At 43.2% G+C, this 23,990-nt stretch carries 26 protein-coding genes and 1 tRNA gene; 15 read left to right on the plus strand and 12 right to left on the minus strand.

Annotated features, from left to right (window positions below; translation table 11 throughout):
- Positions 1-51 precede the first annotated feature (51 nt).
- Positions 52-318 (plus strand): extracellular matrix/biofilm regulator RemA, encoded by a 267-nt coding sequence (gene remA / locus RMY63_RS01505; protein ID WP_041233849.1) that lies wholly within the window; start codon positions 52-54, stop codon positions 316-318.
- A gap of 166 nt (positions 319-484) precedes the next feature.
- On the plus strand, positions 485-1,084 hold the full coding sequence (gene gmk / locus RMY63_RS01510; RefSeq protein ID WP_322727044.1) for a guanylate kinase: 600 nt from the start codon (positions 485-487) through the stop codon (positions 1,082-1,084).
- A gap of 98 nt (positions 1,085-1,182) precedes the next feature.
- On the opposite strand, the gene RMY63_RS01515 is transcribed toward gmk, so the two are convergent.
- The 3 genes from RMY63_RS01515 to RMY63_RS01525 all read right to left on the minus strand — a co-directional run bounded on the left by RMY63_RS01515 (position 1,183) and on the right by RMY63_RS01525 (position 2,664).
- A complete protein-coding gene (locus RMY63_RS01515; RefSeq protein WP_322726984.1) occupies positions 1,183-1,704 on the minus strand; it encodes a photosystem I reaction center protein subunit XI in 522 nt (173 codons plus the stop codon).
- Positions 1,705-1,980: 276 nt separating this feature from the next.
- On the minus strand, positions 1,981-2,130 hold the full coding sequence (psaJ, locus tag RMY63_RS01520) for a photosystem I reaction center subunit IX (protein WP_322726985.1): 150 nt from the start codon (positions 2,128-2,130) through the stop codon (positions 1,981-1,983).
- A gap of 39 nt (positions 2,131-2,169) precedes the next feature.
- On the minus strand, positions 2,170-2,664 hold the full coding sequence (locus RMY63_RS01525; RefSeq protein ID WP_322726986.1) for a Photosystem I reaction center subunit III: 495 nt from the start codon (positions 2,662-2,664) through the stop codon (positions 2,170-2,172).
- Positions 2,665-2,977: 313 nt separating this feature from the next.
- Here RMY63_RS01525 and tsaD point away from each other — a divergent pair, with 313 nt between their 5' ends.
- The gene (tsaD, locus tag RMY63_RS01530; protein WP_322726987.1) at positions 2,978-4,027 is read left to right on the plus strand and encodes a tRNA (adenosine(37)-N6)-threonylcarbamoyltransferase complex transferase subunit TsaD; all 1,050 of its coding nucleotides are present in this window, start codon (positions 2,978-2,980) and stop codon (positions 4,025-4,027) included.
- Between the two features lie 42 nt (positions 4,028-4,069).
- On the opposite strand, the gene RMY63_RS01535 is transcribed toward tsaD, so the two are convergent.
- Together RMY63_RS01535 and RMY63_RS01540 are read right to left on the minus strand one after the other, a co-directional pair.
- Entirely contained in the window at positions 4,070-4,987 is a 918-nt protein-coding gene (locus tag RMY63_RS01535) for an alpha/beta hydrolase (RefSeq protein WP_322726988.1), read from the minus strand.
- A gap of 108 nt (positions 4,988-5,095) precedes the next feature.
- On the minus strand, positions 5,096-5,815 hold the full coding sequence (locus RMY63_RS01540; RefSeq protein ID WP_012410214.1) for a hypothetical protein: 720 nt from the start codon (positions 5,813-5,815) through the stop codon (positions 5,096-5,098).
- Between the two features lie 524 nt (positions 5,816-6,339).
- Here RMY63_RS01540 and RMY63_RS01545 point away from each other — a divergent pair.
- From RMY63_RS01545 to RMY63_RS01570, 6 genes are all read left to right on the plus strand, one after another.
- Positions 6,340-6,891 (plus strand): GNAT family N-acetyltransferase, encoded by a 552-nt coding sequence (locus tag RMY63_RS01545; protein WP_322671979.1) that lies wholly within the window; start codon positions 6,340-6,342, stop codon positions 6,889-6,891.
- Positions 6,892-7,193: 302 nt separating this feature from the next.
- Positions 7,194-7,267 (plus strand) — tRNA-Pro (locus RMY63_RS01550).
- Between the two features lie 593 nt (positions 7,268-7,860).
- The gene (locus tag RMY63_RS01555) at positions 7,861-8,679 is read left to right on the plus strand and encodes a Tic22 family protein (RefSeq protein WP_322726989.1); all 819 of its coding nucleotides are present in this window, start codon (positions 7,861-7,863) and stop codon (positions 8,677-8,679) included.
- Positions 8,680-8,704: 25 nt separating this feature from the next.
- Positions 8,705-9,595 carry a peptide chain release factor N(5)-glutamine methyltransferase gene (gene prmC, locus RMY63_RS01560; RefSeq protein WP_322726990.1) on the plus strand — a complete coding sequence of 297 codons (891 nt, stop codon included), beginning with the start codon at positions 8,705-8,707 and terminating at the stop codon, positions 9,593-9,595.
- A gap of 70 nt (positions 9,596-9,665) precedes the next feature.
- Positions 9,666-10,274, plus strand: a complete 609-nt coding sequence (locus RMY63_RS01565; protein WP_322726991.1) for an L-threonylcarbamoyladenylate synthase — start codon at positions 9,666-9,668, stop codon at positions 10,272-10,274.
- A 97-nt stretch (positions 10,275-10,371) separates the two neighbouring features.
- The gene (locus RMY63_RS01570; protein ID WP_322726992.1) at positions 10,372-11,307 is read left to right on the plus strand and encodes a HAMP domain-containing sensor histidine kinase; all 936 of its coding nucleotides are present in this window, start codon (positions 10,372-10,374) and stop codon (positions 11,305-11,307) included.
- Positions 11,308-11,508: 201 nt separating this feature from the next.
- Here the strand turns inward: RMY63_RS01570 and RMY63_RS01575 are convergent, their stop codons facing one another.
- The 5 genes from RMY63_RS01575 to RMY63_RS01595 form a co-directional block, all read right to left on the minus strand.
- Positions 11,509-12,003 carry a GNAT family N-acetyltransferase gene (locus RMY63_RS01575; RefSeq protein WP_322727045.1) on the minus strand — a complete coding sequence of 165 codons (495 nt, stop codon included), beginning with the start codon at positions 12,001-12,003 and terminating at the stop codon, positions 11,509-11,511.
- A 179-nt stretch (positions 12,004-12,182) separates the two neighbouring features.
- Positions 12,183-12,596: a hypothetical protein gene (locus RMY63_RS01580; protein ID WP_322726993.1), complete on the minus strand. Its 414-nt coding sequence runs from the start codon at positions 12,594-12,596 to the stop codon at positions 12,183-12,185.
- Between the two features lie 73 nt (positions 12,597-12,669).
- Positions 12,670-13,659, minus strand: a complete 990-nt coding sequence (gene secF, locus RMY63_RS01585) for a protein translocase subunit SecF (RefSeq protein WP_322726994.1) — start codon at positions 13,657-13,659, stop codon at positions 12,670-12,672.
- The gene (secD, locus tag RMY63_RS01590; RefSeq protein ID WP_322727046.1) at positions 13,656-15,068 is read right to left on the minus strand and encodes a protein translocase subunit SecD; all 1,413 of its coding nucleotides are present in this window, start codon (positions 15,066-15,068) and stop codon (positions 13,656-13,658) included. Before secD ends, secF begins: the two co-directional genes overlap by 4 nt.
- Positions 15,069-15,295: 227 nt before the next feature.
- A complete protein-coding gene (locus RMY63_RS01595; protein WP_322726995.1) occupies positions 15,296-16,279 on the minus strand; it encodes an alpha-ketoacid dehydrogenase subunit beta in 984 nt (327 codons plus the stop codon).
- A 330-nt stretch (positions 16,280-16,609) separates the two neighbouring features.
- Here RMY63_RS01595 and RMY63_RS41675 point away from each other — a divergent pair, with 330 nt between their 5' ends.
- From RMY63_RS41675 to RMY63_RS01610, 4 genes are all read left to right on the plus strand, one after another.
- Complete coding sequence (locus RMY63_RS41675) at positions 16,610-16,783, plus strand: DUF6888 family protein (protein ID WP_416212479.1); 174 nt, start codon at positions 16,610-16,612, stop codon at positions 16,781-16,783.
- On the plus strand, positions 16,780-16,992 hold the full coding sequence (locus tag RMY63_RS01600) for a DUF6887 family protein (RefSeq protein ID WP_322726996.1): 213 nt from the start codon (positions 16,780-16,782) through the stop codon (positions 16,990-16,992). The genes RMY63_RS41675 and RMY63_RS01600 overlap by 4 nt, the downstream gene beginning before the upstream one ends.
- A gap of 164 nt (positions 16,993-17,156) precedes the next feature.
- Positions 17,157-17,384, plus strand: coding sequence for a type II toxin-antitoxin system HicB family antitoxin (locus RMY63_RS01605; protein ID WP_322726997.1), 228 nt, complete (start codon positions 17,157-17,159; stop codon positions 17,382-17,384).
- Positions 17,377-17,601 (plus strand): type II toxin-antitoxin system HicA family toxin, encoded by a 225-nt coding sequence (locus tag RMY63_RS01610; protein WP_322726998.1) that lies wholly within the window; start codon positions 17,377-17,379, stop codon positions 17,599-17,601. Before RMY63_RS01605 ends, RMY63_RS01610 begins: the two co-directional genes overlap by 8 nt.
- A 170-nt stretch (positions 17,602-17,771) precedes the next feature.
- On the opposite strand, the gene hemB is transcribed toward RMY63_RS01610, so the two are convergent.
- Positions 17,772-18,752, minus strand: a complete 981-nt coding sequence (hemB, locus tag RMY63_RS01615; protein ID WP_322726999.1) for a porphobilinogen synthase — start codon at positions 18,750-18,752, stop codon at positions 17,772-17,774.
- Between the two features lie 508 nt (positions 18,753-19,260).
- Positions 19,261-19,620 (minus strand): DUF4870 domain-containing protein, encoded by a 360-nt coding sequence (locus RMY63_RS01620; RefSeq protein ID WP_322640530.1) that lies wholly within the window; start codon positions 19,618-19,620, stop codon positions 19,261-19,263.
- 124 nt (positions 19,621-19,744) lie between these two features.
- Here RMY63_RS01620 and prfC point away from each other — a divergent pair, with 124 nt between their 5' ends.
- Positions 19,745-21,373: a peptide chain release factor 3 gene (gene prfC, locus RMY63_RS01625; RefSeq protein WP_322727000.1), complete on the plus strand. Its 1,629-nt coding sequence runs from the start codon at positions 19,745-19,747 to the stop codon at positions 21,371-21,373.
- Between the two features lie 204 nt (positions 21,374-21,577).
- Positions 21,578-23,851, plus strand: coding sequence for a M48 family metalloprotease (locus tag RMY63_RS01630; protein ID WP_322727001.1), 2,274 nt, complete (start codon positions 21,578-21,580; stop codon positions 23,849-23,851).
- Positions 23,852-23,990: the final 139 nt, after the last annotated feature.

Consider the following 23,990-nt stretch of genomic DNA (forward strand, 5'->3'; position numbering starts at 1 on the left):
AAAGAAGTTTATTTCAAGCTGTATCAAACCGCGTTTAGCGTCAGTTTTTTTATGGACATTCAGTTAATCAACATCGGCTTTGGTAACATCGTGTCTGCCAACCGAGTAGTTGCCATTGTCAGTCCAGAGTCTGCCCCGATTAAGCGGATTATTACCGATGCACGGGATAGAGGTCAACTGATTGATGCAACTTACGGTCGTCGCACTAGAGCTGTAATTATCACCGATTCCAGCCACGTAATTCTGTCAGCGATTCAGCCGGAAACGGTAGCGAATCGCTTTGTGATTTCTCGCGAACATCAAACTGTAGATAATTAACTCGCAGTGGGTTTTTCCCACTCCTCTTTATACCGTATCGGTAGTACCATGTGAATTAGACAAATTTTCTGTTACTCTTGCTACAAATTCTTTAGTCACTAGTGGACTAGACCAGGAACACAAGACTAATGAATAATATGTATTGATTGATTCACAGGTTGAAGGGATGATGCCAGTTTTACCCATCCAGAATAGTGTGACTACCGAAGAATGCTTACATTTAGGCAGGTTAATTGTTTTAACTGGCCCCAGTGGGGTAGGTAAAGGTACTTTAATGCGATCGCTCTTAGAGCGTCATCCAGAACTCTATTATTCCGTATCTGTGACGACTCGTTCTCCGCGTTCAGGGGAAATTGATGGCAAAAGTTATTACTTTATCAGCCGCAGTAAGTTTGAGCAATTAGTTGCTGAAGGTGAATTTTTAGAATGGGCAGAATTTGCTGGTAACTATTACGGCACTCCCCGGGAAGCTGTACTTAACCAAATTCATGCCGATAAGTTGGTGGTGCTGGAAATTGAACTAGAAGGGGCAAGACAAATTCGGACTTCCTTTCCCAGTGCCCTCAGCATTTTTATTTTACCGCCTTCCTTTGATGAATTAGAGAAACGAATACGCTCTCGTGCCCAAGACTCCCAAGAAGCGATCGCCCGTCGTCTACTCCGTGCCCAAGAAGAAATTCAAGCCGCAGATGAATTTGATATTCAAATCGTTAATGACGATTTTGAAACTGCTTTAAATGATATTGAAGCAGTTTTGTTTAAATAAGTTAGGAGTTAAGAGTTAGAAGTCATGAATTTAAACTCCTAATTCCTAACTCCTGTACAGACGCGATTAATCGCGTCTCTACTGCTAACTCCTAGTAATTAACCAAATAGACCTTGAATTAGTTCCAAATTACTAGTCAAAAAGTAAGCAACTACTGCACCACCAATACCACCAATCAAAAAAGAACTGCCGAAGTTGTTCCAGCTTTCTTTAGAGTTAAAAGCATCTGCTGGCGGCTTGGGTACGGTAACACTAGGAAGTGCTTTGGGTGGATTGCTGTTAGCATACAGCGATAGGGCGCCAGTAAGAACAACAACCAGGCCGATACCTCCCAGTAACCCAGCTAAGTTAGCGTTAGCTGTATCCCGCAGTGGGCCCAATTTGGCAAAGGGGCCAAATAGCCAGTAACCATGAGCCATACCAACTTCCAAACCGCGTCTAGCAGGAGCCAGACCTGGACGATAGGCAGGTAAATTATTAATGAACCCCTTGATCAAGGGAGAAGAATTAACTGGGGTTTCTAGGTTGCCTAGCTGTGGATCGCCGAATGCGGGAAAAACAACTTCCCGATTTCTGGGATCGCCAGGAAGATTCTTTGATGCATCTACTGCTTGTGCCATATTTTATGTTCGCCTCTAAATTAAAATGGTGGCATTTTTATATTAATAATAATTGTCGCTAAAGATGTCTTTTTACTAGGAAGTTTAGAAAAATTAATTTAGCTTTTTTTAAAACCGTGAAACTCGCGATTTGTAAACAGGATCGCGAGTTTCAAAAAACTATTTTTGCTGCCTACTTTGGTGATAATTCTGCCTAACTAAGCTGAATACATCAACTACACAATATTAAGCAAAAAACAAGACATTGATTCAACTGTCCTAAATCCCATTTGACACTTATGGTAGTGGGTGGAAAAGTAGGTCGGGGAAAAAGCGGTTGAATTCAATCAAGACACCTGCTGTGATGAACAGCCAGATGGTAGCTGCCACGGGCGCTGTGGAAATGAATTTAATCAAATAAGATGATTGGTCGCCTTTGTCTGCCATGAATTTAGTCTCCAAAACGAATGAATTAGTTAAACTGATTTAGCGTGGAGAAACGGGGATTTCTGAATCCTTGGCTGCTAATTTTTCAGAGAGCAATTCTTGGACTGCTGCTGCTGGCCAAGCAAAGCCTGAAGCTATTATGGGTAGTGCCAAACCAAGATCGATTTGGATTTCTTTTAGTTCAGTGTCAGATTCCTTTTTGATTGCTTGCAGATAGGCACGACCTACCCAACCAATCCAACCAGCAATATATAGAAATAAAATGCTAGGGATCAAAAAGTCACCAGCACGATCTAGGCGACCATCAACAATCAAGTGGGGGTATCCTTCAGGGCCGCACAGCTCCTGAGAATAACGCTCAAACCGCTTTTTCCCTGATTGGGGGTCAGCGGTGGTATTACGGGCATTAGCTGCTAGCTCTTGAAAAGCGGGATTGTCTCTACACGGTGTCAAATTCGCCCCTAAAGCTTGTGCTGGGGGGGCAAAGTTGAACCAAAGACTAATCGCTAACATCAAAGCAAACAATCGTCGCATAGAGTTGTTTCCTTTTATTACAAAACAAGAAGTTCTTTATACAAAACGAAGCGGCTTGTACAGTTGGTTTATTTGCATAACTAGGAAGTCATCATACTCTTGGGTGGGAACCGTGTAAAGTTTAAGTAAATAAAAGTTAAAGCTTCTCAACCAAAATGAGTGCTGAGTTCCGAGTGCTGAGTATAAGAGTTGTTGTAGGGTAGTAAAGAAGAAAGATTTTCTCTCTACTATTCAGGATTCAGAATTCAGCACTCAGAACTTAGAATTTAGAATTCAGGACTCAGAACTCAGAACTCAGCACTCAACACTCCCAATGGCAACCGTTTTAGCAATAGAAACCAGTTGTGATGAAACAGCCGTCGCAATTGTTAATAATCGTAAAGTTTGCAGCAGTATCGTAGCCTCACAAATTCCAGTCCATCAGCAGTATGGCGGGGTAGTGCCAGAAGTAGCGTCTCGCCAGCACCTGGAAACGATAAATGTTGCGATCGCCCAAGCCTTAGAGCAAGCCCAATTAGATTGGGAAAAAATTGACGCAATTGCCGCTACTTGTGCCCCTGGACTTGTAGGAGCGCTATTAGTGGGGTTAACTGCTGCCAAAACCTTGGCGATGGTACAGAACAAGCCATTTTTGGGAGTTCATCACCTCGAAGGTCACATTTACGCAACTTACTTGAGCGAATCAACTTTAAATCCCCCTTTTCTTAGCTTACTGGTTTCAGGCGGACATACAAGCTTGATTTATGTCAAAGATTGTGGTATTTACGAAACTCTGGGACAAACCCGTGATGATGCTGCGGGTGAAGCCTTTGATAAAGTGGCGCGATTGTTAAAGCTGGGTTATCCGGGTGGGCCAGTGATTGACAAGTTGGCACAAGAGGGAAATCCTCAAGCCTTTGCTTTACCAGAAGGAAGAGTTTCTCTACCCAGTGGAGGATTTCATCGTTATGATGCGAGTTTTAGTGGGTTAAAAACGGCTGTATTACGTTTAGTGCAGCAGTTAGAAAAAGATACTAGACAAGTACCAGTGGCAGACGTAGCAGCTAGCTTTCAGGATACCATAGCGCGATCGCTAACCAAAAGAGCGATCGCCTGTGCCCTTGACTATGGTCTAGATACAATTGCCATTGGTGGCGGTGTAGCAGCTAATAGCGGGTTGAGAAAAAACCTCCAAGCCGCCGCAGTTAAACATAACTTACGCGTCTTATTCCCACCTCTAAAATTCTGTACCGATAACGCCGCCATGATTGGCTGTGCCGCTGCTGACCATCTATCCCGTGGTCATACATCTCCCCTTACACTAGGCGTTGAATCTAGGTTAGGGCTTACTCAGGTGATGAAGTTGTATCAACCTGTTGAGTAGTCATTTGTCATTTGTCATTTGTCATTTGTAACTACCAATGCCCTATATCCTATAACTATTGACTATCGATCTGATGTGATCGGCCACTGCATCCGGCTGTTCTAACATAGCCAGATGTCCGCAATTAGGAATTTCCAGAACATTGTCACCACAATATTGAAAAAGTCTGTGGAAGCTAGCTAAATGGCGCACATACTTGGGTTCCATAACCTTGTCTTGGGCACCAGCCAAAAAATAAACTGGCTGCTTCAGTTGGGATACTAGCTCAGGTAAACGATTGATTTCTTCTTCAGTTGTGGAGTCTAACAGAGTTCCCAGAGCCGCTTCTGGATCAGCCACAACGAAATCTATTACTCGCTGACGTGCCCAATAGCGCTCTAAAGGACGAGCCACACTAGCTCTAGTAAACAGCAAATCAATCAAAGGCACTTGGGACAGCCAGCGTGGACGGACTTGCAAAAATTTCTGACCCGCCGAGCGAAACTGCTCAAAGGCTTCTTTGAGGTAAATACCACCGCCAGCGTTGATACAGATAACTCCTTTAACACACTCAGGCATTTGATCTGCTCCCCAAAGAGCGATCGTCCCGCCTAATGAGTGACCAATTAGCCAAGCACTCGTAATATTTAGCTGTTTCAAAAGAGCTGCTAAATCCTGAGTATACGCAGCAGGAGTATAAAGAGAATCGAAAGATGAGCCAACCGCACTACTGGAGATGGGCGTCAGACTCAAAGACTTTTGTGCTCGACTAAAATCGGTTTTTACCTGGGATTGGGATTCACCAAAACCCCGCAAATCATAGGACAGGCACTGCAAATCATCTGATAGGCGGGAAATCACAGGTTGCCAATATCCACGGCTATTGAGCCAACCGTGGATAAATACTAAAGCATGGGGGCAGGAAGTGGGAGCCGTTAGCTCGTATGCGTGTAGAACGCCCAAGATTTCGATAGTTGCCATACTTATATCGTACCCTTAAGGACGGGTGCGACTAAATACTAAAGCAGAAAGAGTTAGAAGTTAGAAGTAAGGAATTTTTAACTCATAACTCATAACTTCTCACTTTTTTTATTTACCCAACAACCTCTGTCGCACTCCTTCAGCAATTTTGTGACCCAGATATTCAGGAATGAGGCTTTCATTCGGCCCTAACAAGTAGAGAATTAGCCGTGTACGTCCGCGCCAAACCAGTAAATTGGCATTCACTACCAGAAGGTCTTCCTGCCAGATAGCGTACATCACTTTATAGAATAATCCTGGTTGATTATCAGCTTCAATCACTAGAGCAGGAAGATGAAATACCGGATCGACATAAAACTCAGTTTGTACCTGCTCTAAGCCAGTGTCAAGATTAAATTCTACTGCCAGCATCTCTTCTACCTCAAACCGACCTCCTAAAGCCTCGCGAATGGCGCGACAGACATTTTCTGCGGTTTTCTCGGTCAAGGCTTTACTACCACGAGATACCAATAGTTTGATAAAAACTAACATTGGCGGACGGATCTGACCATATAGACTCAGACCGTGGATAGTCAACCCATAAGCTGCTAGTACACCAAAAATATCGCTGAGGAGAAAAGACTGGTTGCGGTAAGCAAAATGCAGGGCACTTTTGCTACCTTCCGGTTTCAGTTCAATAACAGCACGTCTAGTTTTATAGAGACGGTAGGCTAGCCGCAAATTTTGCAGTTGAATTTCACTACTGACGAATTGCTCATAAAACTGGGGAAACGCTCGGTTAAAGCGCTTTAGGAGTTCCAGTGTCGAAGATTTTAAACCAGAAGCCATTGTTAAAGGTAAGACTCGCTTGCTTTCGTCAGCTGGGTGTTGGGGATGGTGGGACCCCCTCTGGGGATAAGGGGTAATGGGGATGGTGGGGCCCCCTCTGGGGATAAGGGGTAATGGGGACTGGGGACAAGGGGGACAAGGGGACAACACAAGAATGTTCTCGATTCCCAATCCCCAATGCCCAATCCTGTGTATACAATACACTCCTAAACTAACGTGCATTTAAGCTCTATACGAGCAATTGCCAGGATTAGGTTTTTGAATTTTGAATTTTGAATTTTGAATTTTGAATTGTTTATATCCTTACCCTTTTGGTGAATTTCTCCTAGCCTTTACAACAAAATGCTAAAGTTGAAAATGATTGGTGTGAAACACCCTCTAACTGGCTGTTACCATTGCAAATCCCGAAAACAACCGAAAAATTTTGAGTGTAAAGGATAGTAAATGGGGTAGCGATGTTAAAAGTGAATCAACACTCTTGAGAGTGGAAACCAATTCAGTTATACTACCCGAACCGCGTTGGCATGGGTTTTTGGAAAACTTGGTTTAGTACTCCTGAATCTGTAGGGACAACTAGGACAAACCTCTTTGAAGAGCATACAGCGGAAACTGCGGGCAACTCTAGCCCCAGTAGTATTAGCGAAGCTGCTTCAAAGGAGGCTCGGATCGTCTTCAGCACGGAACGAGATATTGACCTATATGAGCTAGAAGAACTCTGTGATGCAGTTGGTTGGTCGCGTCGTCCTCTAAGAAAAGTAAAAAAAGCTATTGAGCATAGTTTTCTCGTTGCCTCAATGTGGCAAGTGAGAGGAAACCAAAAGCGGCTCATTGGTTTTGCCCGTGCTACCTCAGATCACGCGTTTAATGCCACTATCTGGGATGTAGTAGTTCACCCAGACTTTCAAAGTCAAGGACTGGGCAAGGCGCTGATGAAATACGTTCTCAAAAAACTTAGGAGTGAAGAAATTAGTAATGTCACTCTCTTCGCTGACCCCCACGTTGTAGATTTCTACCGAACTATGGGGTTTATGGCTGATCCAGAAGGCATCAAAGGCATGTTCTGGTATCCTCACTAACGCTCAATCCAAATAAAACCCGATTCGCGCAATAAAATCAGGTATAGTAGTACAAATCTATTATTTAATTTGGTTTGACTAGGTTTAGCCGACGAACGCACAAGTAATATCTCTTGTAAAACTAAGTCGGCAGACAAACCTTGATCAGTCTAAATATCTAATCTAGCTAGTATTTGCAGAAGATATAAATATAATATTAGGTATGAGCGGTGTTATGTGATATGATTGTATTAACGCTTTTGTGAAAGCGCGATCGCTTTGATCGGGAGTTAAAACCAAACCTAAAAAGCGGATAACTATAACGGGATGTAGCGCAGCTTGGTAGCGCGCCTGCTTTGGGAGCAGGATGCCGCAGGTTCAAATCCTGTCATCCCGATTCAATTAATATAGTTAACAGTTAGAGAAATTAGCTAGGTTTTCTTTGTTAACATCTGCAATTTAATTGGATATTTCTATAGAGAAGACCAATTAGGCTGTTCTGCTGTTGAAGCTTAACAGGTAAATTTTTGTGACTAAGTAGTAAGGTGATTTTTAACACTGAGCTTTGTATAGATTTGAGAAGATATTAAACCAATCGCAGATGGAACGATTGATTAACTAATAGCGTCAACTAATATTAGAAAAAGCCGATAAAATGGCATTTATCATCTCTAAGGTTGGAGAGATGAAAAGACTTTTTGCTGTTTGAGAAGACATATAATAAGCATCTACGGCATTTCGCGGTTAATAGCGAAGCAAAACCCACAAAAGCACAACGTTAGCACAACCAATTTGTGAAAACCATATTACAGCAACTCTAAATAGTTAGGGAATATTGGATTTTGACCGTTGATGCTTAACACTCAACTTCAACGCGCATAATGAATTTTTCACAACTAAAATGAATTGCTATATAACTAAAGCTAGTTGGTGCTGTGCAAATCCAACCATTTGTTTAATTTAATTGGACTATTAATGCGAGGAGCAGTCATGAAATCATTTATTCGCTTAGGCGCAACATTGGGTATAGCTGGCAGTGTATTTTTAACGGGGCTTTCAGGAATAGGCAATATACCAGGAATGGGCAATCTAGAGGCGATCGCGTTGCCACAAGATCAGGTCGTGAAAAAGCTCCAAGAAGTACCTGTATTCACGCTTACCAATCCTAAAGGCGAATTTGTAGTTCTTTCAAGAAACAACGCATCCAAGCCGGTATCACAAGTGGGATTTTTTATTAGTAAGCAAGATGCTCAAAAATTCCTTGACAATCGGCTCAAAAAAGAAAATCCCCAGTTGGCAAGCACTCTACAGGTTAGACCTCTGTCCTTGGCAGACTACTATAAAATAGTCCAAGAAAGCAAAAAGAAACCAGATTCTGTGATTTATACTTTAGTCCCGACGCAACAGCAAGTAGCCTCGGCAACAAGTATGCTCAATCAAAATGGTAAAAAGGTAGAGCAATTCAATGGTATTCCCTTATTTGTACCCAAATTTAAGAAAGATAATAGCTATCTGACTATTCCCCTTGCTAAAGGTAATGAGCGATACATCCCTTTCTTTTTTGAGAAAGAACAAGCAGTGGCTCTGTTAGACGAATTCAAAAAAGCCGTGCCAAAGGAAGGAGCCAATACTGAAATTCAGGTGGTGGATTTGTACGGTGTTATGGAAGCTCTCAATAGCAGCAGCGATCCTAGTATCAATAAAATTATTCTCTATCCATCACGAGAGTCGATCAATTTTATTCGCTCCCTTGCGCCAAATCAATCACCGGCGGCCAAGCCAGCTGCTGCCCCCGCTCCAAAAAAATAACGGATATGCGCTCCAAGGTTGAGGTATGGGGGAGAAACATCTAATAGTCTCTGGTTTACAACTTTGGCAGTGGCGAAATGCAGCTCTTAAAGCAGCGATCGCCACTGATGTGCCACCAATGGAGGTAGATTGGCTACTCCTTGAAGTTGCTGGGTTAGACCGCTTGGCACTGCGTTTGGAGTCTTTTAAAAACTGGCCGCAAATTCAACTGCAATTGCCTCTAGAAGAGTTAGAGCAGCTGTGGCAGAGGCGATTAAATGACCGCTTACCAGTGCAGTATATTGCCGGAGTTACAACTTGGCGTCAGTTTAAAATTGCGGTGTCGAGTGCGGTTTTGATTCCTAGACCAGAGACAGAGTGTTTAATCGATTTAGCTGAAGCATCAGCTAGCAATGCTTCAGGACACTGGGCAGATTTGGGTACTGGGAGTGGTGCGATCGCACTAGGATTAGCAGATGTCTTGCCAAAAGCAACAATTCATGCAGTTGATTACAGTTTAGAAGCTCTGGCGATCGCTCGATCCAACGCTGATAATTTGGGTCTTGCTGACCGGATTCAATTTTATCAAGGTTCCTGGTGGGAGCCACTGGCATTCTTAAAAGGTCAGTTCAGTGGTATGGTGTCAAACCCCCCTTACATACCCACCAGCACCTTACCTACTTTGCAACCAGAAGTAGTCAACCATGAACCACATCTAGCTCTGGATGGTGGTGCTGATGGCTTAGATTGCATCCGCTATTTGATCGAAATCTCCCCTAGTTATTTGCAATCGGATGGCGTGTGGCTAATTGAGATGATGGCTGGACAAGCGGATGCGGTGCGAGAACTTTTGCAAAATCAAGGTAGCTATTGTAAGATTCAAATTCACGCTGATTTAGCTGGAATTGAACGCTTTGCCCTGGCCTACAAAAGTTAGGAGTGATCAGTGATGAGTTATGAGTTATGAAATTCCTCACTCCTAACTTCTAACTCCTAACTTTGTAAACATGACTCAAGTTTCTCTAACAAATCTAATTAGTGGCGCACGTGCTGGTCTTTTGGTGAGCTTTCCGACTGATACTGTTCCGGCACTTGCAGCGATACCAGAAAAAGCAGGATTAATTTTTGCGGCGAAACAACGCAGTCAAGACAAACCTTTGATTTTGATGGCGGCTAGTGCTGAAGATTTGTGGCCGTATGTCAAAGGTAGTGAGAATGAGTATAAAGTTTGGCAAGAATTAGCAGATAAATATTGGCCAGGAGGACTGACGCTAGTTTTGCCAGCAAGTGAACGCTTACCAAAAGTTATGAATCCCATCGATCCAACAACAATTGGAATTCGAGTACCAAACAGTGCGATCGCTCAAACTATTTTGGCGCAAACAGGCCCTCTTGCCACCACTAGCGCCAATTTTTCTGGTCAGCCCCCTTTGCAAACAATGACAGAAATTGAGACTCAGTTTCCCCTGGTTCTGACTTTAGCAACGACAGAATATCAGGGTGAAATACTAGGGATGGGTATACCTTCCACCGTTGCTAAATGGACAGGGATAAATTGGCAGATTTTGCGGCAAGGTGCAATCGAGTTAGAGATTTCGAGTGATAACCAAGTATAGGTAGCTATAATGTTGTTTTCGTGGTTTTAACAACAGAGAAATCTGAAACTTTAGTTTGGGCTGTTGTAGTTAATTAGCAAATTAATAATTGCCAGATATGAATTGGAGCAATTGGATATATCTAGGAGCAGGAATAGCACTAGGTATGGTTTTCCGTCAGTTATTTGGGCGATGGCTACGCCCGCCGCAGGCATCGCCTAATGTTTCATCTAGCTCATCCCCAATAGCGCCATTAGCTCAACAGGATATGTCACCAATATCACAACAGCTACAGCAAACGCAGCTGGCATACCTGATGGCAACGGAAATGAGCCAGTTTAAAGCTGGTTTTTTGGCGCGGACTACCCATGAATTGCGATCGCCTTTTAATGGTTTGATTGGCTTACATCAATTAATTTTGTCAGATTTGTGTGAAAATCCAGCTGAAGAGCGAGAATTTCTTGCCCAAGCTCACGAGCGAACGCTGAAGTTGCTGAAGCTAATGGATGAAATTCTCAACGTTGCTAGAACTGAACACGGCACCAATAAATTAGATATTCAGCCTAGACCCTTAGCCCAAATTTTAGATGAGGTTCATAACTTAACTTATATGCTGGCGGCAAATCGCAATTTTCCCTTACAATTATTACCCGCCGACTCAGAAATTTATGTTTTGACAGATTACCTTTGGCTCCGCCAAGTATTAATTAGTTTAATAGACACTGCCATTACTCAGATGGAGGAAGGCAGCATTTGTATTTCCAGTAGCACCCTACCTATAAACAATTTTGTAAACATTTGGCTAGATATCCCAACCCATGCTATGACCTGGAGTGAGCCGATTGATTTGCTCAAAATTGAAGATCAGTTGACCCAGATTGACCAAAAGAAGACTGCTCTTTCCCCAGGAATGAGACTGTTAATTAACCAGACTCTGCTGGAAGTTATGGGAGGAAAGTTAGAAATCCTACCCTCGACCATTGTCAAGGAACCACTTCAGCAGCTTACCAGACTACAAATATCTATCCCTCTAGGGAGTAGTGCTGAGTCTTGAGTACTAGAGAGGAAATCTTGCTTCTTGACCACCCTATTACTACAACAGTTTTTATAGCAGTCGAAGCATAGGTTAGGACTATGTTGGTTGCTGAAACCTTTGATAATACTGAGTTTCTACTCAGCACGGGCTAAACGCCCCGCTATCGCTAACAGCACGGGCTAAACGCCCCGCTTCCGCTAACAGCACTTTGCTATATACTCAGCACTCAGCACTCATCGCTCGGAACTGTTTCGATGATTCCTGAAGCTGAACTTCTGTAGCAGAAACGAAAGCATGGTTAGCCTGATTGTGTAGCACCATCGTAGTGCTGCTGTTGGTTTGAAAACCAATCTTTTCGTAGAAACCCTGCTGGTGAGTAGTCATCAGGTAAACATGCTCAACCGACCTCATGCGGGGATGTCTCAAAACGGTTTCTACTAAATTGCTTCCCAAGCCACTATGTTGATACTCTGCATGAATCACAACATCCCAAATTGTGGCGCGATAGATGCCATCAGATGTTGCTCTGGCAAAGCCAATGAGCCGATCGCGATCGCAAACAGAAATCACTGGCTCACTGTTGGCAATAGCTATATCTAAATCCTCAATACTGCGTCCCTTTGCCCAGAAAGCGGAAACGTTTAACAGTTCTTGGAGTTGATAAAGGTCAATTTCAGACTTGCGATCGCTAAATTTAATCTGAAGATCGTTCATGTATGGCATCCACTTTTGGCAGTATCTTTGAGCAGACATTTGGTGAAATTAAATATGCATGATCCAGGAATCTTGTAGAGACTTAGCACTACTAAGTCCTTACAAGATTTTTCAACAGATGTCTAGTATGGTTAAGTCATATTTTGCTGTAAATTGCTGTACGTGTATAGAAAGAAAATTTAATGACAAACCCATTTCCATAGAGGATGAGTTGCTCCCTGTTGACGTATCCGATAAACTTGTTTTTCTAAACGTTGTTTTTCCTGCGGTGGCAGTCCGAGTAAAATATTCCGACTTTGCCAAACTAAAACAGCAGCAGTCATCCCCAGACAAAAGGCGAGACCGAAGGTAGACAGTGGATGGTAGAATAATCCAAATCTCACTGCCACCCAGGTAAAATATTGTTGCCACAGAGCAATTTCTGCACGTAGACCCCACAAGGAGATGGGCGCAATGGTCAGCCATAAACAGCCCACAAACAGCCACCTGCCATATACTGTCAGCTGATGTAGCCTTTCTACTTGTTGAGCAAACGATGGGTCAGATTTCTCAAAATCTGGGACAGTATTTAATCGTTCTTCCGGTTGATCCATAGGGGAATAAGATTGCAAGGCGTGGGTGAGCAATTCAAAATGCTTTCACCCAATTGTGAAATATACACTCTTTTTAACTATCCTGGGAACTGGCAGATGTATCAATCGAATCAGCGTTGTCTAACACCTGGGATTCCCCTATACGCTCTCGCCACCAAGTTAGAAGAGTACTGGCGATGAAAATACTCGAATAAGCTCCCATTGTGAAGCCAATAATCAAAGCCAGAGAAAAGTTTTTCAGTGTTTCTCCGCCAAATAGAAAGATTGCAGATAATGTCAGTAATACAGTTAAGGTAGTGTTGATCGATCTTGTCAATGTTTGGTTAACCGCATCATCTACAATTTCGGCAATCGGCTGTTCGGGATGGATTTTAATCGTTTCCCGAATGCGATCGTAAATTACCACTGTGTCGTTGACTGAGAAACCTGTGATCGTAAGTAAGGCGACGATAAAAAGGCTATCTACTTCGATGCCTGCTACCAAACCGAAAAATGAAAAAGCCCCTACTGTGATCAAGATATCGTGGAGTAGGGCAACGATCGCAAACACAGCATAATCTAACTGGAAGCGGAAGCTCATGTAGATAGTAATACCGATAAAGGAAACTATCAGAGCTAATACCCCGGATGTAAACAGTTCTTTTCCCAAGGTGGGGCCAACGGAGTCAATCTGGTTCTTTTGTGGGTCAAAAACGCCGATTTCTTCGCTTAAAGCGTTTTGTAACTTGGTACGCTGATCGACACTCAAATCTTTCGATCGAATTAGTACACCATTTTCTGCACCATTTTCCGAGACAAGTTGGATACTGCTATCACCTAGTCCCTGTGCTTTTGCTACTTCCCGAACAGCGTTGATATTAATTGGTTTGTCGCAGTTACTAGGTTTGGTGCAATCTCGGACAAACTGCAACCGTGTACCACCGATAAAATCTAAACCGGGGCGTAAGGGTGCGCGAATATTCGGTTGTTGCCAAGAAATCACCATTGAGATGATACCAGCAAGGATGATCGCCGCAGAAATAGCCCACCAAAGCGATCGCGATTTATTGATACTCAGTTTCATTGAGCCACCTCTGCCTTTTTCGATGCTGGCAGGTTTGGACAGAAAAGTTCTGTCTTCCGCAAGGAGTGAATTGAAATTGCCAAAAACAGCAATGTCCGACTACAGGTAATTGCAGTAAACATACTCACAGCTACCCCCAAAGCTAAGGTAAGAGCAAAGCCTTTAACTAAACCAGACCCCAGCCAAAACAGGGCAGCGCAAGCAATCCATGTAGTGACGTTGCTATCTAAAATACTAGAAAATGCCCGATAAAAACCAGATTCTACAGAACGATACAGAGATTTACCTGCCCGCAATTCTTCCCGCGTCCTTTCAAAAATTAGCACATTGGCATCAACTGCCATCCCAATACTGAGAATAAAACCAGCAATTCCCGGCAAAGTCAGGGTAACACCCAACAAAGCAAAGGTTGACCAAGTTAAGAGAGAGTAGATCACTAGTGATATATCCGCAATCAATCCTGGTAGTCGATAGTAAACCACCATGAATATTAATACTAAAGTCAAACCACCGACTCCAGCATAAATACTACTTTGAATGCTATCTTTACCCAAGGTTGCTCCGACTGTCCGCCTTTCGGCGATTTCTACTGGTACGGGTAATGCGCCACCGCGTAACTGCACGCCTAAGTCATTGGCTTGTTGGGCGGTAAAACGTCCTGTAATCACGGCAGAACCACCAGTAATGCCAGTAGCAGCAAATTCTATACCCACGGTGGGAGCGCTGATCAGTTCATTGTCCAGAAAAACACCAATGCTACGCCCAGTACCGGCGAGATTTTTCGTCAAATTGGCAAACAGTTCACCACCCTTTTGGTCGAAGCGAATAGCAACATTCCAGTTATTACCTTGAGTGGGTTCACCATAGGCATCCTTGAGGTATTTGCCAATGAGCGGTGGATTAGTGCTTTCAAACAATTCTGCGATCGCTTGATTATTTTTTTGTAAATCTTCTTGATTCTTGACAATTGCCGCTTTATCGGTACTCTTTCTTAATTCTTCTTGCTTAAATTTCAATTCGGCTCTTGATGCTTGAAAAGCAAGCAGTTGAGTTTCTGTATTTGCCTTTTGGGTACGAAATTCTAACTGTGCTGTACCCCCTAGCACCCGTTCAGCTTGTTCTGGATCGTTGACTCCTGGTAGTTGCACCAATATTTTATCTGCACCGACTGTTTGGATTACTGGCTCAGAAACACCCAAACCATTAATCCGGCCTTCGACAACTTTCTTCACACCTTCTAATTCTCGGTCGGTGATTTTGGGAATATCTGCTGATGGTTTCACCTGAATTGTGAGTTGTGAACCTCCGCGCAAGTCCAGCCCAAGAGGTATCGGAATTGTGGCAATCACCGTAATAGCGGCGATTATCAGGACTAAAATCAAAACTAATAGCGATCGCTGTCTTTGCATACCATAACTCGCAACTGACAAACGCTATAATAGCGCTCTTTTGAGGAGTTATGAGTTGGGAGTTGAGAGTTGGGAGTTGAGAGTTGAGAGTTAGGAGTTAGGAGTTAGGAGTTAGGAGTTGGGAGTTAGGAGTTGTAAATTAAAAGTTAGGAGTTAGGAGTGAGGAATTTCATAACTCATAACTCATAACTCCTAACTTTTCACTCCTAACTCCTCACTCCTAACTTTTAGACTCGCAACGCTACCATTTTTTCCACAGCTTCTACTATTTGCTCTGGTTGGATGATTGTTAGTCGTTCCAGATTGCCGTTGTAAGGTGTGGGGATATCTTGGGAAGAAAGTCGTAGTACTGGCGCATCCAATTCATCGAATAAGCGATCGTTTATTGAAGCAATGACTTCTGCTCCAATACCCGCAGTTCGCATCGATTCTTCCACAACAATAACTTTATGGGTTTTACGTATTGATGCACCAATAGTATCAAAATCTAATGGTTTAAGGGATATTAAATCGATAACTTCTGGATCGTATCCTTGTTTTTCAAGAGTTTTTACGGCTTGCACTACATGATGGCGCATCCGCGAGTAAGTAATAATTGTCACGTCTTTCCCTGGACGGACAATTTCTGCTTTATCTAAGGGGAGTAGGTATTCTTCTTCTGGTAAATCTTCTTTCAAGTTGTAAAGTAAAACGTGTTCAAAGAACAACACTGGATTATCATCGCGGATAGCGGATTTCAGTAGTCCTTTAGCGTTTCTTGGTGTGGAACAGGCAATAATCTTCAACCCCGGCACAGCTTGAAAGTAGGTTTCTAGGCGCTGGGAATGTTCTGCGCCTAACTGCCGTCCTACACCTCCAGGGCCGCGAATTACCATCGGAATTTTAAAGTTACCGCCAGAAGTATAGCGCAGCATTCCAGCGTTGTTGGATATTTGATTGAAGGCAAGCAGTAAAAAGCCCATGTTCATGCCTTCAATGATTGGACGCAACCCGGTCATTGCGGCTCCCACAGCCATCCCGGTAAAGCTATTTTCAGCGATGGGGGTATCTAGAATGCGGAGTTCGCCATATTTTTGGTACAGGTCTTTGGTAACTTTATAGGAACCGCCGTAGTGCCCAACATCTTCACCAAGAACGAATACGCTGGAGTCACGCGCCATTTCTTCATCAATGGCTTCCCGTAAGGCGTTGAAGAATAGTGTTTCTGCCATTTAGACCTTTTAGTACGATTATGGTTTTAGAATTTTATCGTGCTGCTGTCCCAAATAAGGTGAGCGATCGCACTAGTTAGAGTTTAGGTTTTTTAAATAAACGGCCCCTAGCATAAAGCGAGTGATTGCCATAACTATATCAAAGCTATTTAATTTTGATTTTAGAGGTTTTATCAGCGATCGCCTCCACTCTACCAAATGCGGCTGATTTAGCTCTGTAATAATACGCACAAACAAATGTTAAATATATTTAAGTATTTATGATTGAAATATACTAACTTAACTCCAGTCACGCCAGAGGAAAAAATTTGTTGTAGCGATAATTTAAATATGCCTACTGTAGAACAATTGAAAACGTTGTTTATCTTAAGTTTTTGGGCTACCAAAATGTATTTACCTGTGTTTTTAGTGCGAATCAATGAACGAACAAAAAATCTTGTAATTCTTGCTGGTGAAGAAAATGAAATTATAATTTACCTAGACGGGAAGTGGAGATATGTATGAGTAAGCCAGATTTTATAACAATGCCCTGTGTCCAATTGCGTCAATATATCCTTGACCACAGAGAAGATGATGAAGCCTTTCAAACTTATTTAGATCGATTCACCTCTGAAGACGCTGTAATCTTCTCTGCGCCGCAATCAATAGATGATTTAGAAAACTTCCCAGAGTTGCATCAACAGAACCTAGAAAGGCTACGAAAGCAAGCTTAAGCATCGCAACCTGACAACAAAATTTTATCAGCGATCGCCTCCCCCCATAACACCCAATCGAAAGGTTTTTGACGATATACTGTCCAAAGTTGCGTAGGCTATCAAAAACCGCAAGCATCGCAGTTACTATCAAGATTGATAGACCTACTGTACTAAAGACAAAAATGAAGCAAACAAGACAATTCACTGCTATCATTGAGCGCGAAAGGGATGGCTATGTATCCCTCTGTCCCGAACTCGATATCGCCAGCCAAGGTGACACAATTGAAGAAGCACGGAATAACCTAATTGAGGCATTAGAATTATTCTTTGAGACAGCAGATCCTTCTGAAATTCAGCAAAGGCTGCACACAGAAGTTTTTGTTACACGCTTAGAGGTAAATATTGGGTAAACTGCGTGTTCTTTCTGCTAGAGAAATTTGCCGTATTCTGGAAGAGAATGGCTTTTTACAAGTGCGCCAGCGTAGTAGTCACATTATTATGCAGATGCAAACCGAAGACTCAACAATTACTGTTCCTGTGCCTAATTACGAAGAGTTACGCATCGGTACTTTGCGATCTATCATTCGTCAGTCAGGATTACCTCGTGTTTTATTTGAAGTTACTTAAACCGAAAAAATCTTTTTAGTTTTATATTGAGCTTGCGTAGGCGAGCATTTACCGCAGGCATCGCAATAGCCATAAACAAAGAATCTCACACCCAGACACCAAAACACAACTTTGCATCTTTACGCCTCTGTGTGAGATTTCCCTCTAAATTAGTATTCAATATGCCTAGCCTACTTTAACCATCGCGCCGCATCTTTGGCATGATAAGTCAAAATCAAATCTGCACCAGCGCGTTTAAACCCAGTTAAAGTTTCCATAACCACCCGCTCCTCATCAATCCAACCATTGAGAGCCGCAGCTTTCACCATCGCATACTCACCAGAAACGTTGTAAGCCGCAACTGGCAAGTTACTTGCTTCCTTGACACGCCAAATAATATCCATGTATGCCAAGGCTGGCTTAACCATGAGCATATCAGCACCTTCAGCGATATCTAATTCAATCTCTTTAATCGCTTCCTTGGCATTACCTGGGTCCATTTGGTAAGTTCTTCTGTCCCCAAATTGTGGTGTCGAGTCTGCTGCATCCCGAAATGGGCCATAATAACCCGAAGCATACTTAGCAGCATAAGACAAAATCGGCGTATCTTGAAATCCAGCTTCATCCAAACCCTGACGAATCGCCTGGACAAAACCATCCATCATCCCAGAAGGCGCGATGATATCGGCACCAGCTTTCGCTTGAGAAACCGCTGTTTTCTTCAACAATTCCAGAGTTGGGTCATTTAAAACTCGTCCTGTTAAATCACCAACTTGCAGATAACCACAATGACCGTGGCTAGTATACTCACACAAACAAGTATCAGCAATTACAATCAAATCTGGTACTGCTGCTTTTACCGCTGTCGCTGCTTTTTGAACGATACCGCAATCATGCCAAGCGCCAGTGGCATCGACATCTTTATCAGCCGGAATACCAAATAAAATAATAGAAGGAATTCCTAAGTCGTAAACTTCTTTTGCCTCTTCGATAATTTTATCTACCGAAAGTTGGTAGACTCCGGGCATGGATTTCACTTCATTAGCTATTCCCTCACCTGGTACAGCAAATAGTGGGTAGATTAAATCGCTTGTTGTTAAAACAGTTTCACGAACCATCCGGCGCAATTGAGGATGTGTACGCAGACGACGCGGGCGATGTATAGGAAACATAAAATTTTATGAAGAAAACAACGCAAATGGACACAAAATAAAGCGTCACAAAAGCAGGCTAAAATTTTCCTGCCGTCAGACAGACTACAAACAGTGCTTAACTGTCCTTTGCCCTACTCTTAATCAAGTTGTGGGGCAATTTTGTATTTTACAGCTTGGTTGCACCTATCCGACGGACTGGAAAAAAAACAACATTATGAAGCAATTCAAAATTCAAAATGATAAGACCATCTGTTGGCAAAATCTTGGCAAATTGAGGGTTGAAATTTAAACGCATAGGCACTTCTCTACGAGACGCTACGCGAACGCCTTCTTGTAGGGTAGGGGCGCGGAGGTAAACGCAGAGGCACGCAGAGAATTCGCTACAAATTAATGAAATGTTGTAATTGATAACAAATAATTTACAATGCCCAATTCTCCATACTTCTCTACGAGAGGCTGCGCCAACGACGCCGCTCAGTACAAGTGCCCAATGCCCAATGCCCAATGCCCATACTCATAATCTGTGTTAAAAAACTCGAAAAATATAGGGATAACGGAAGGGTATATCAGGATTGCTGAAAACTCCGATGAGTGCCCAAATTGTTAATCCCCAGTGCAATAGATATCCCAGGCCGGCTAGTGGCCCCAGTAATAATAGAGGTAACACTAACCAGCCGAATAGAAAAAACAGCGCTCCCAGAATTGCACCATAAAACCAGACATTAAAGTGGAAATTGATGGATTCTTTGGCGTTTTCTTTAACAACAGGATCGTCAGATACGAGCAGTATGGCGATAGGTATGCCTACAGATACCAATGTTGTGCTGAAAAAAATCGCTCCATGAGACAAGGCAGATAGAAGCTTTCGCTTGTCTGTATCGTACATTGCTTTCTCCTATTTAGTCAGATTGTTGGTGATACTACGACCCTATCATGAGCATCGTTGTCTTAAGATTAAAAGACTTGCCAGAGTCAAAAAAAATTAAGCTAGCTAACAAACAAATACATTTATGTCTACTGAACTTCAGTCTGAACTTATTCAAGCAGTTGAACTTCGCCGCAACTTTGCGATTATATCTCACCCCGATGCGGGTAAAACGACACTAACTGAAAAGCTACTCCTGTACGGGGGTGCAATTCACGAAGCTGGGGCAGTCAAAGCACGACGGGCACAGCGCAAAGCGACTTCTGACTGGATGGCGATGGAGCAACAACGGGGTATTTCTATTACCTCCACAGTGTTGCAATTTGAATACCAAAATTGTCAAATCAATTTATTAGACACTCCCGGACACCAAGATTTCAGTGAAGATACTTATCGTACCCTTGCCGCCGCCGATAATGCCGTGATGTTGATTGATGCAGCAAAAGGTTTGGAACCCCAAACGCGTAAATTGTTTGAAGTGTGTAAGTTGCGGGGTATCCCAATTTTTACATTTATCAATAAGCTTGATCGCCCAGGAAGAGAACCTCTGGAACTGTTGGATGAAATTGAACAAGAATTGGGATTGCAAACCTATGCAGTAAACTGGCCAATTGGTATGGGCGATCGCTTTAAAGGTGTTTTTGACCGACACAAGCAACAAATACACCTATTTGAACGCAGCGCCCACGGTAGCCGAGAAGCCCGCGATACAATAGTGGAGTTAGGCGATCCGAGAATAGAAGAACAGCTAGAACAAAACCTGTACTACCAACTGAAAAATGATCTAGAACTGTTAGAAGGAGTTGGCCCAGAGCTAGATTTACAGTTGATACACGAAGGCAAAATGACGCCTGTGTTCTTTGGTAGTGCCATGACCAACTTTGGGGTCGAGTTATTCCTCAAGTATTTCCTCGACTATGCCCTCAAACCCGGTTCTCATGTCAGCAGTGTCGGCGAAGTTCCGCCTACATACCCGGAATTTTCGGGGTTTGTCTTTAAGCTGCAAGCGAATATGGACCCGAAACACCGCGATCGCGTCGCATTTATCCGGGTTTGCACTGGTAAGTTTGAAAAAGATATGATGGTGAATCACGCCCGTATTGGTAAACTCATCCGTCTATCTCGCCCGCAAAAACTTTTTGCTCAAGAGCGAGAATCAATTGATGTGGCTTATCCCGGCGATGTGATCGGTTTGAATAATCCTGGTGTTTTTGCAATCGGAGATACAATTTACACGGGACAAAAGCTCGAATATGAGGGGATTCCGTATTTTTCACCGGAACTGTTTGCATCTTTGAGGAATCCCAACCCCTCGAAGTCTAAACAATTCCAAAAAGGTGTTGCGGAATTGCGAGAAGAAGGTGCTGTGCAAATTATGTATTCAACTGATGAAGCCAAACGCGATCCAATTTTGGCAGCGGTGGGTCAGTTGCAATTCGAGGTGGTGCAGTTTCGCTTACAAAATGAGTATGGTGTAGAAACCATACTAGATTTATTGCCCTATAGCGTCGCCCGTTGGGTTGAGGGTGGTTGGGAAGCATTAGAAAAAGTGGGACGAATATTCAATACCACTACAGTTAAAGACAGTATGGGACGGCCAGTGTTGCTATTCCGTAATGAATGGAATTGTCAACAGTTATTAGGCGACCATCCAGAGTTAAAATTAAGCGCGATTGCCCCAGTATTTTCTAGTCAACAATTAGTGGAGAAATAAAGAAGAATACAGAATTCAGAATCTAGAATTCAGAATTAGTCCTACAGAAGACCCAACTGAATTCTGACGACTGACACCTTTATTCTTTCTAGCTCATTCACTTGACAAGCAAAACTTGAGCGCCGTTGATTTTCACGGCATCCGGGGTTCGCGCTTTTGCATAAACGTGGATCATTTAGAAGAGATTGGAGTGCCAGAATTTGTATGCCTTCACATGCCAAACCGTCTTTGGAGGCTGGTTTAGTTGCCCTCAAGCAAGGAAATTACCAAACAGCGATCGCCCAACTAGAACCTATTGCTAGCAGCCAAAATAATGGAACTGCTAGCTTACAAGCCCAGGTTGGTTTAGTGATGGCTTATGCTCGCAGTGGCGAAGTTCCCAAAGCGATCGCTATTTCCCAGAATCTCATTAAAAGTAACAATTCGCAAGTTCAAGAGTGGGCAACACGTGCTCTCGAACACCTAACAAAACGTCAAAAACCTGAGCAAGAATCAAAAAAAGTCGAAACTGGATTTGTTGCTTTTGAGAATTCAACCCCAGATTCAACCCCCATTACTCCCCCAGAAACTCCCACATTAGAGGAAAAGCCGAACAACGATCAAGTAATAGAAACCAAAAGCGACGACATCCCGCCGATGGTGCCATTAGCAAAACTCAAAGCTACATTAGCGACACCGCCACCACCACTACCGGCTGCACCCCTAAGCGGCTTCATGGGTTCCGTTACCCGCACCCAAGCCAAATTATTCGGCGTTATTTATTGGCGACAAGCGCAACGCGCTAGAGCATGGCAACCACTACGTAAACCAAAATTAATTCCCTTGCGGCTACTGTCCGCCGGAACATTCATCGCCCTGTTTTGGGTAATCCGAGAAATCCTCAAGTTTGCATTGGGATTCATCAACCAGACTTTAGTCAAACTACCTTATCTGGAACCGATACAGCTTTTATACAACGACCCTACTCAACTGTTGCTAGTAGTATTGGTGATTTTAATTGGAGTCTCACCTTGGCTGCTGGATCTGCTACTAGCGAACTTGTATGGTCAGCGAGAATTTTCAAAAGATGTATTGAATACCCATAGCCGCGAAGCTGTTCGGGTACTACAACGTTTTTGCCAACAACGTCACTGGCCGTTACCCAAACTGCGGATTTTACCAACGGCTGCACCAATTATTCTGACTTATGGTAGTTTACCACGTAATGCCAGGATTGTTGTCAGTCAAGGGCTATTAGAGCAGTTGGCAGATGATGAAATCGCCATTATTTACGCCACGCAACTAGGGCATATTGCTCACTGGGATTTTGCTGTAATGTCTTTGTTGCTGCTGGTGACACTACCAATTCATCAGCTATATCAGCAAGTGTCGGAGTTGGCAGACAAAATATCAGCGAAAATTTGGCGCTGGCCAGTGACAATTCTGGCGAGTCTAATTTATGGAATTTGGTGTTTGTTGACTGGGACTGGATTGTGGTTGTCGCGGTTGCGGCTTTATTATAGCGATCGCGTCGCCGCTGAAATTACTGGTAATCCTAATGCCCTGATTCGCGCTTTACTCAAAATCGCCATTGGCATTGCCGCTGATATCCAAAAACAAGAACACACTAGTTGGCAACTGGAAAGTTTAAATCTGTTAACACCAGTCAGCTACCAACAAAGTTTATGTTTGGGCACTATTGCCAGTAATCTATCTTTTGAATCCTTTTTGAAGTGGGATACTGCCAATCCCTATCGCCGATGGTTTACGATTAATAATAGCCATCCTTTGATGGGCGATCGCATTGAACGTCTCTGCCAAATAGCCCGTCACTGGCATCTCGACACCGAACTACATTTTGCTAGTGAACCATCAAAGGTTAAGCGTCAGTCTTTTCTATTACAAGTCGCTCCCTGGTTGGGAATTCCTTTAGGGGTATTGTTTGCAGCTTTCGTCTGGCTAACCTGGCAACTAGCATTCACACTCAAGTTTTTAAATCTAAAGTGGATATATGAAGATTGGTCTTTCATTACAGGCTGCCTTCTGATTGGCTTTAGCATCGGTACTGTGATGCGGATTAATTCTTTCTTCCCCGATATTAAACCTGCCACCGTACAAACTGACGACAGCTTACCCAACCTGTTAGCTGACCCTTCTGCCTTACCTATTGATAGCGTCAGCGTGCGTCTTGTGGGTAAATTATTAGGTCGTCAAGGCACTAGTAACACCCTAGCGCAAGATTTAATCTTGCAATCCAGCGCGGGTTTGGTGAAATTACACCATATTTCTTGGCTAGGACAGTCAGTCAATCACCAGGATCTAATCGGACGGCAAATTATCGTCACAGGTTGGTTCCGGCGAGGAGCAACACCTTGGATCGATATCCAAACCCTAGAAACTCAAAGTGGTAAAACCATTCATAGCCCTCATCCCATTTGGTCTACTTTTTTGGCTGTTGCAGCACAGGCTTGGGGCGCATACGTCTTTCTCACTGGTTAGTCATTAGTCATTAGTCATTGGTCATTGGTCATTGGTCATTGGTCATTAGTCATTGGTCATTAGTCATTGGTCATTAGCAAAGGACAAAGGACAAAGGACAAAGGACAAAGGACAAAGGACAAAGGACAAAGGACAAAGG

This window comes from Nostoc sp. ChiQUE01b (assembly GCF_034531255.1).
Taxonomy (GTDB): Bacteria; Cyanobacteriota; Cyanobacteriia; order Cyanobacteriales; family Nostocaceae; genus Nostoc.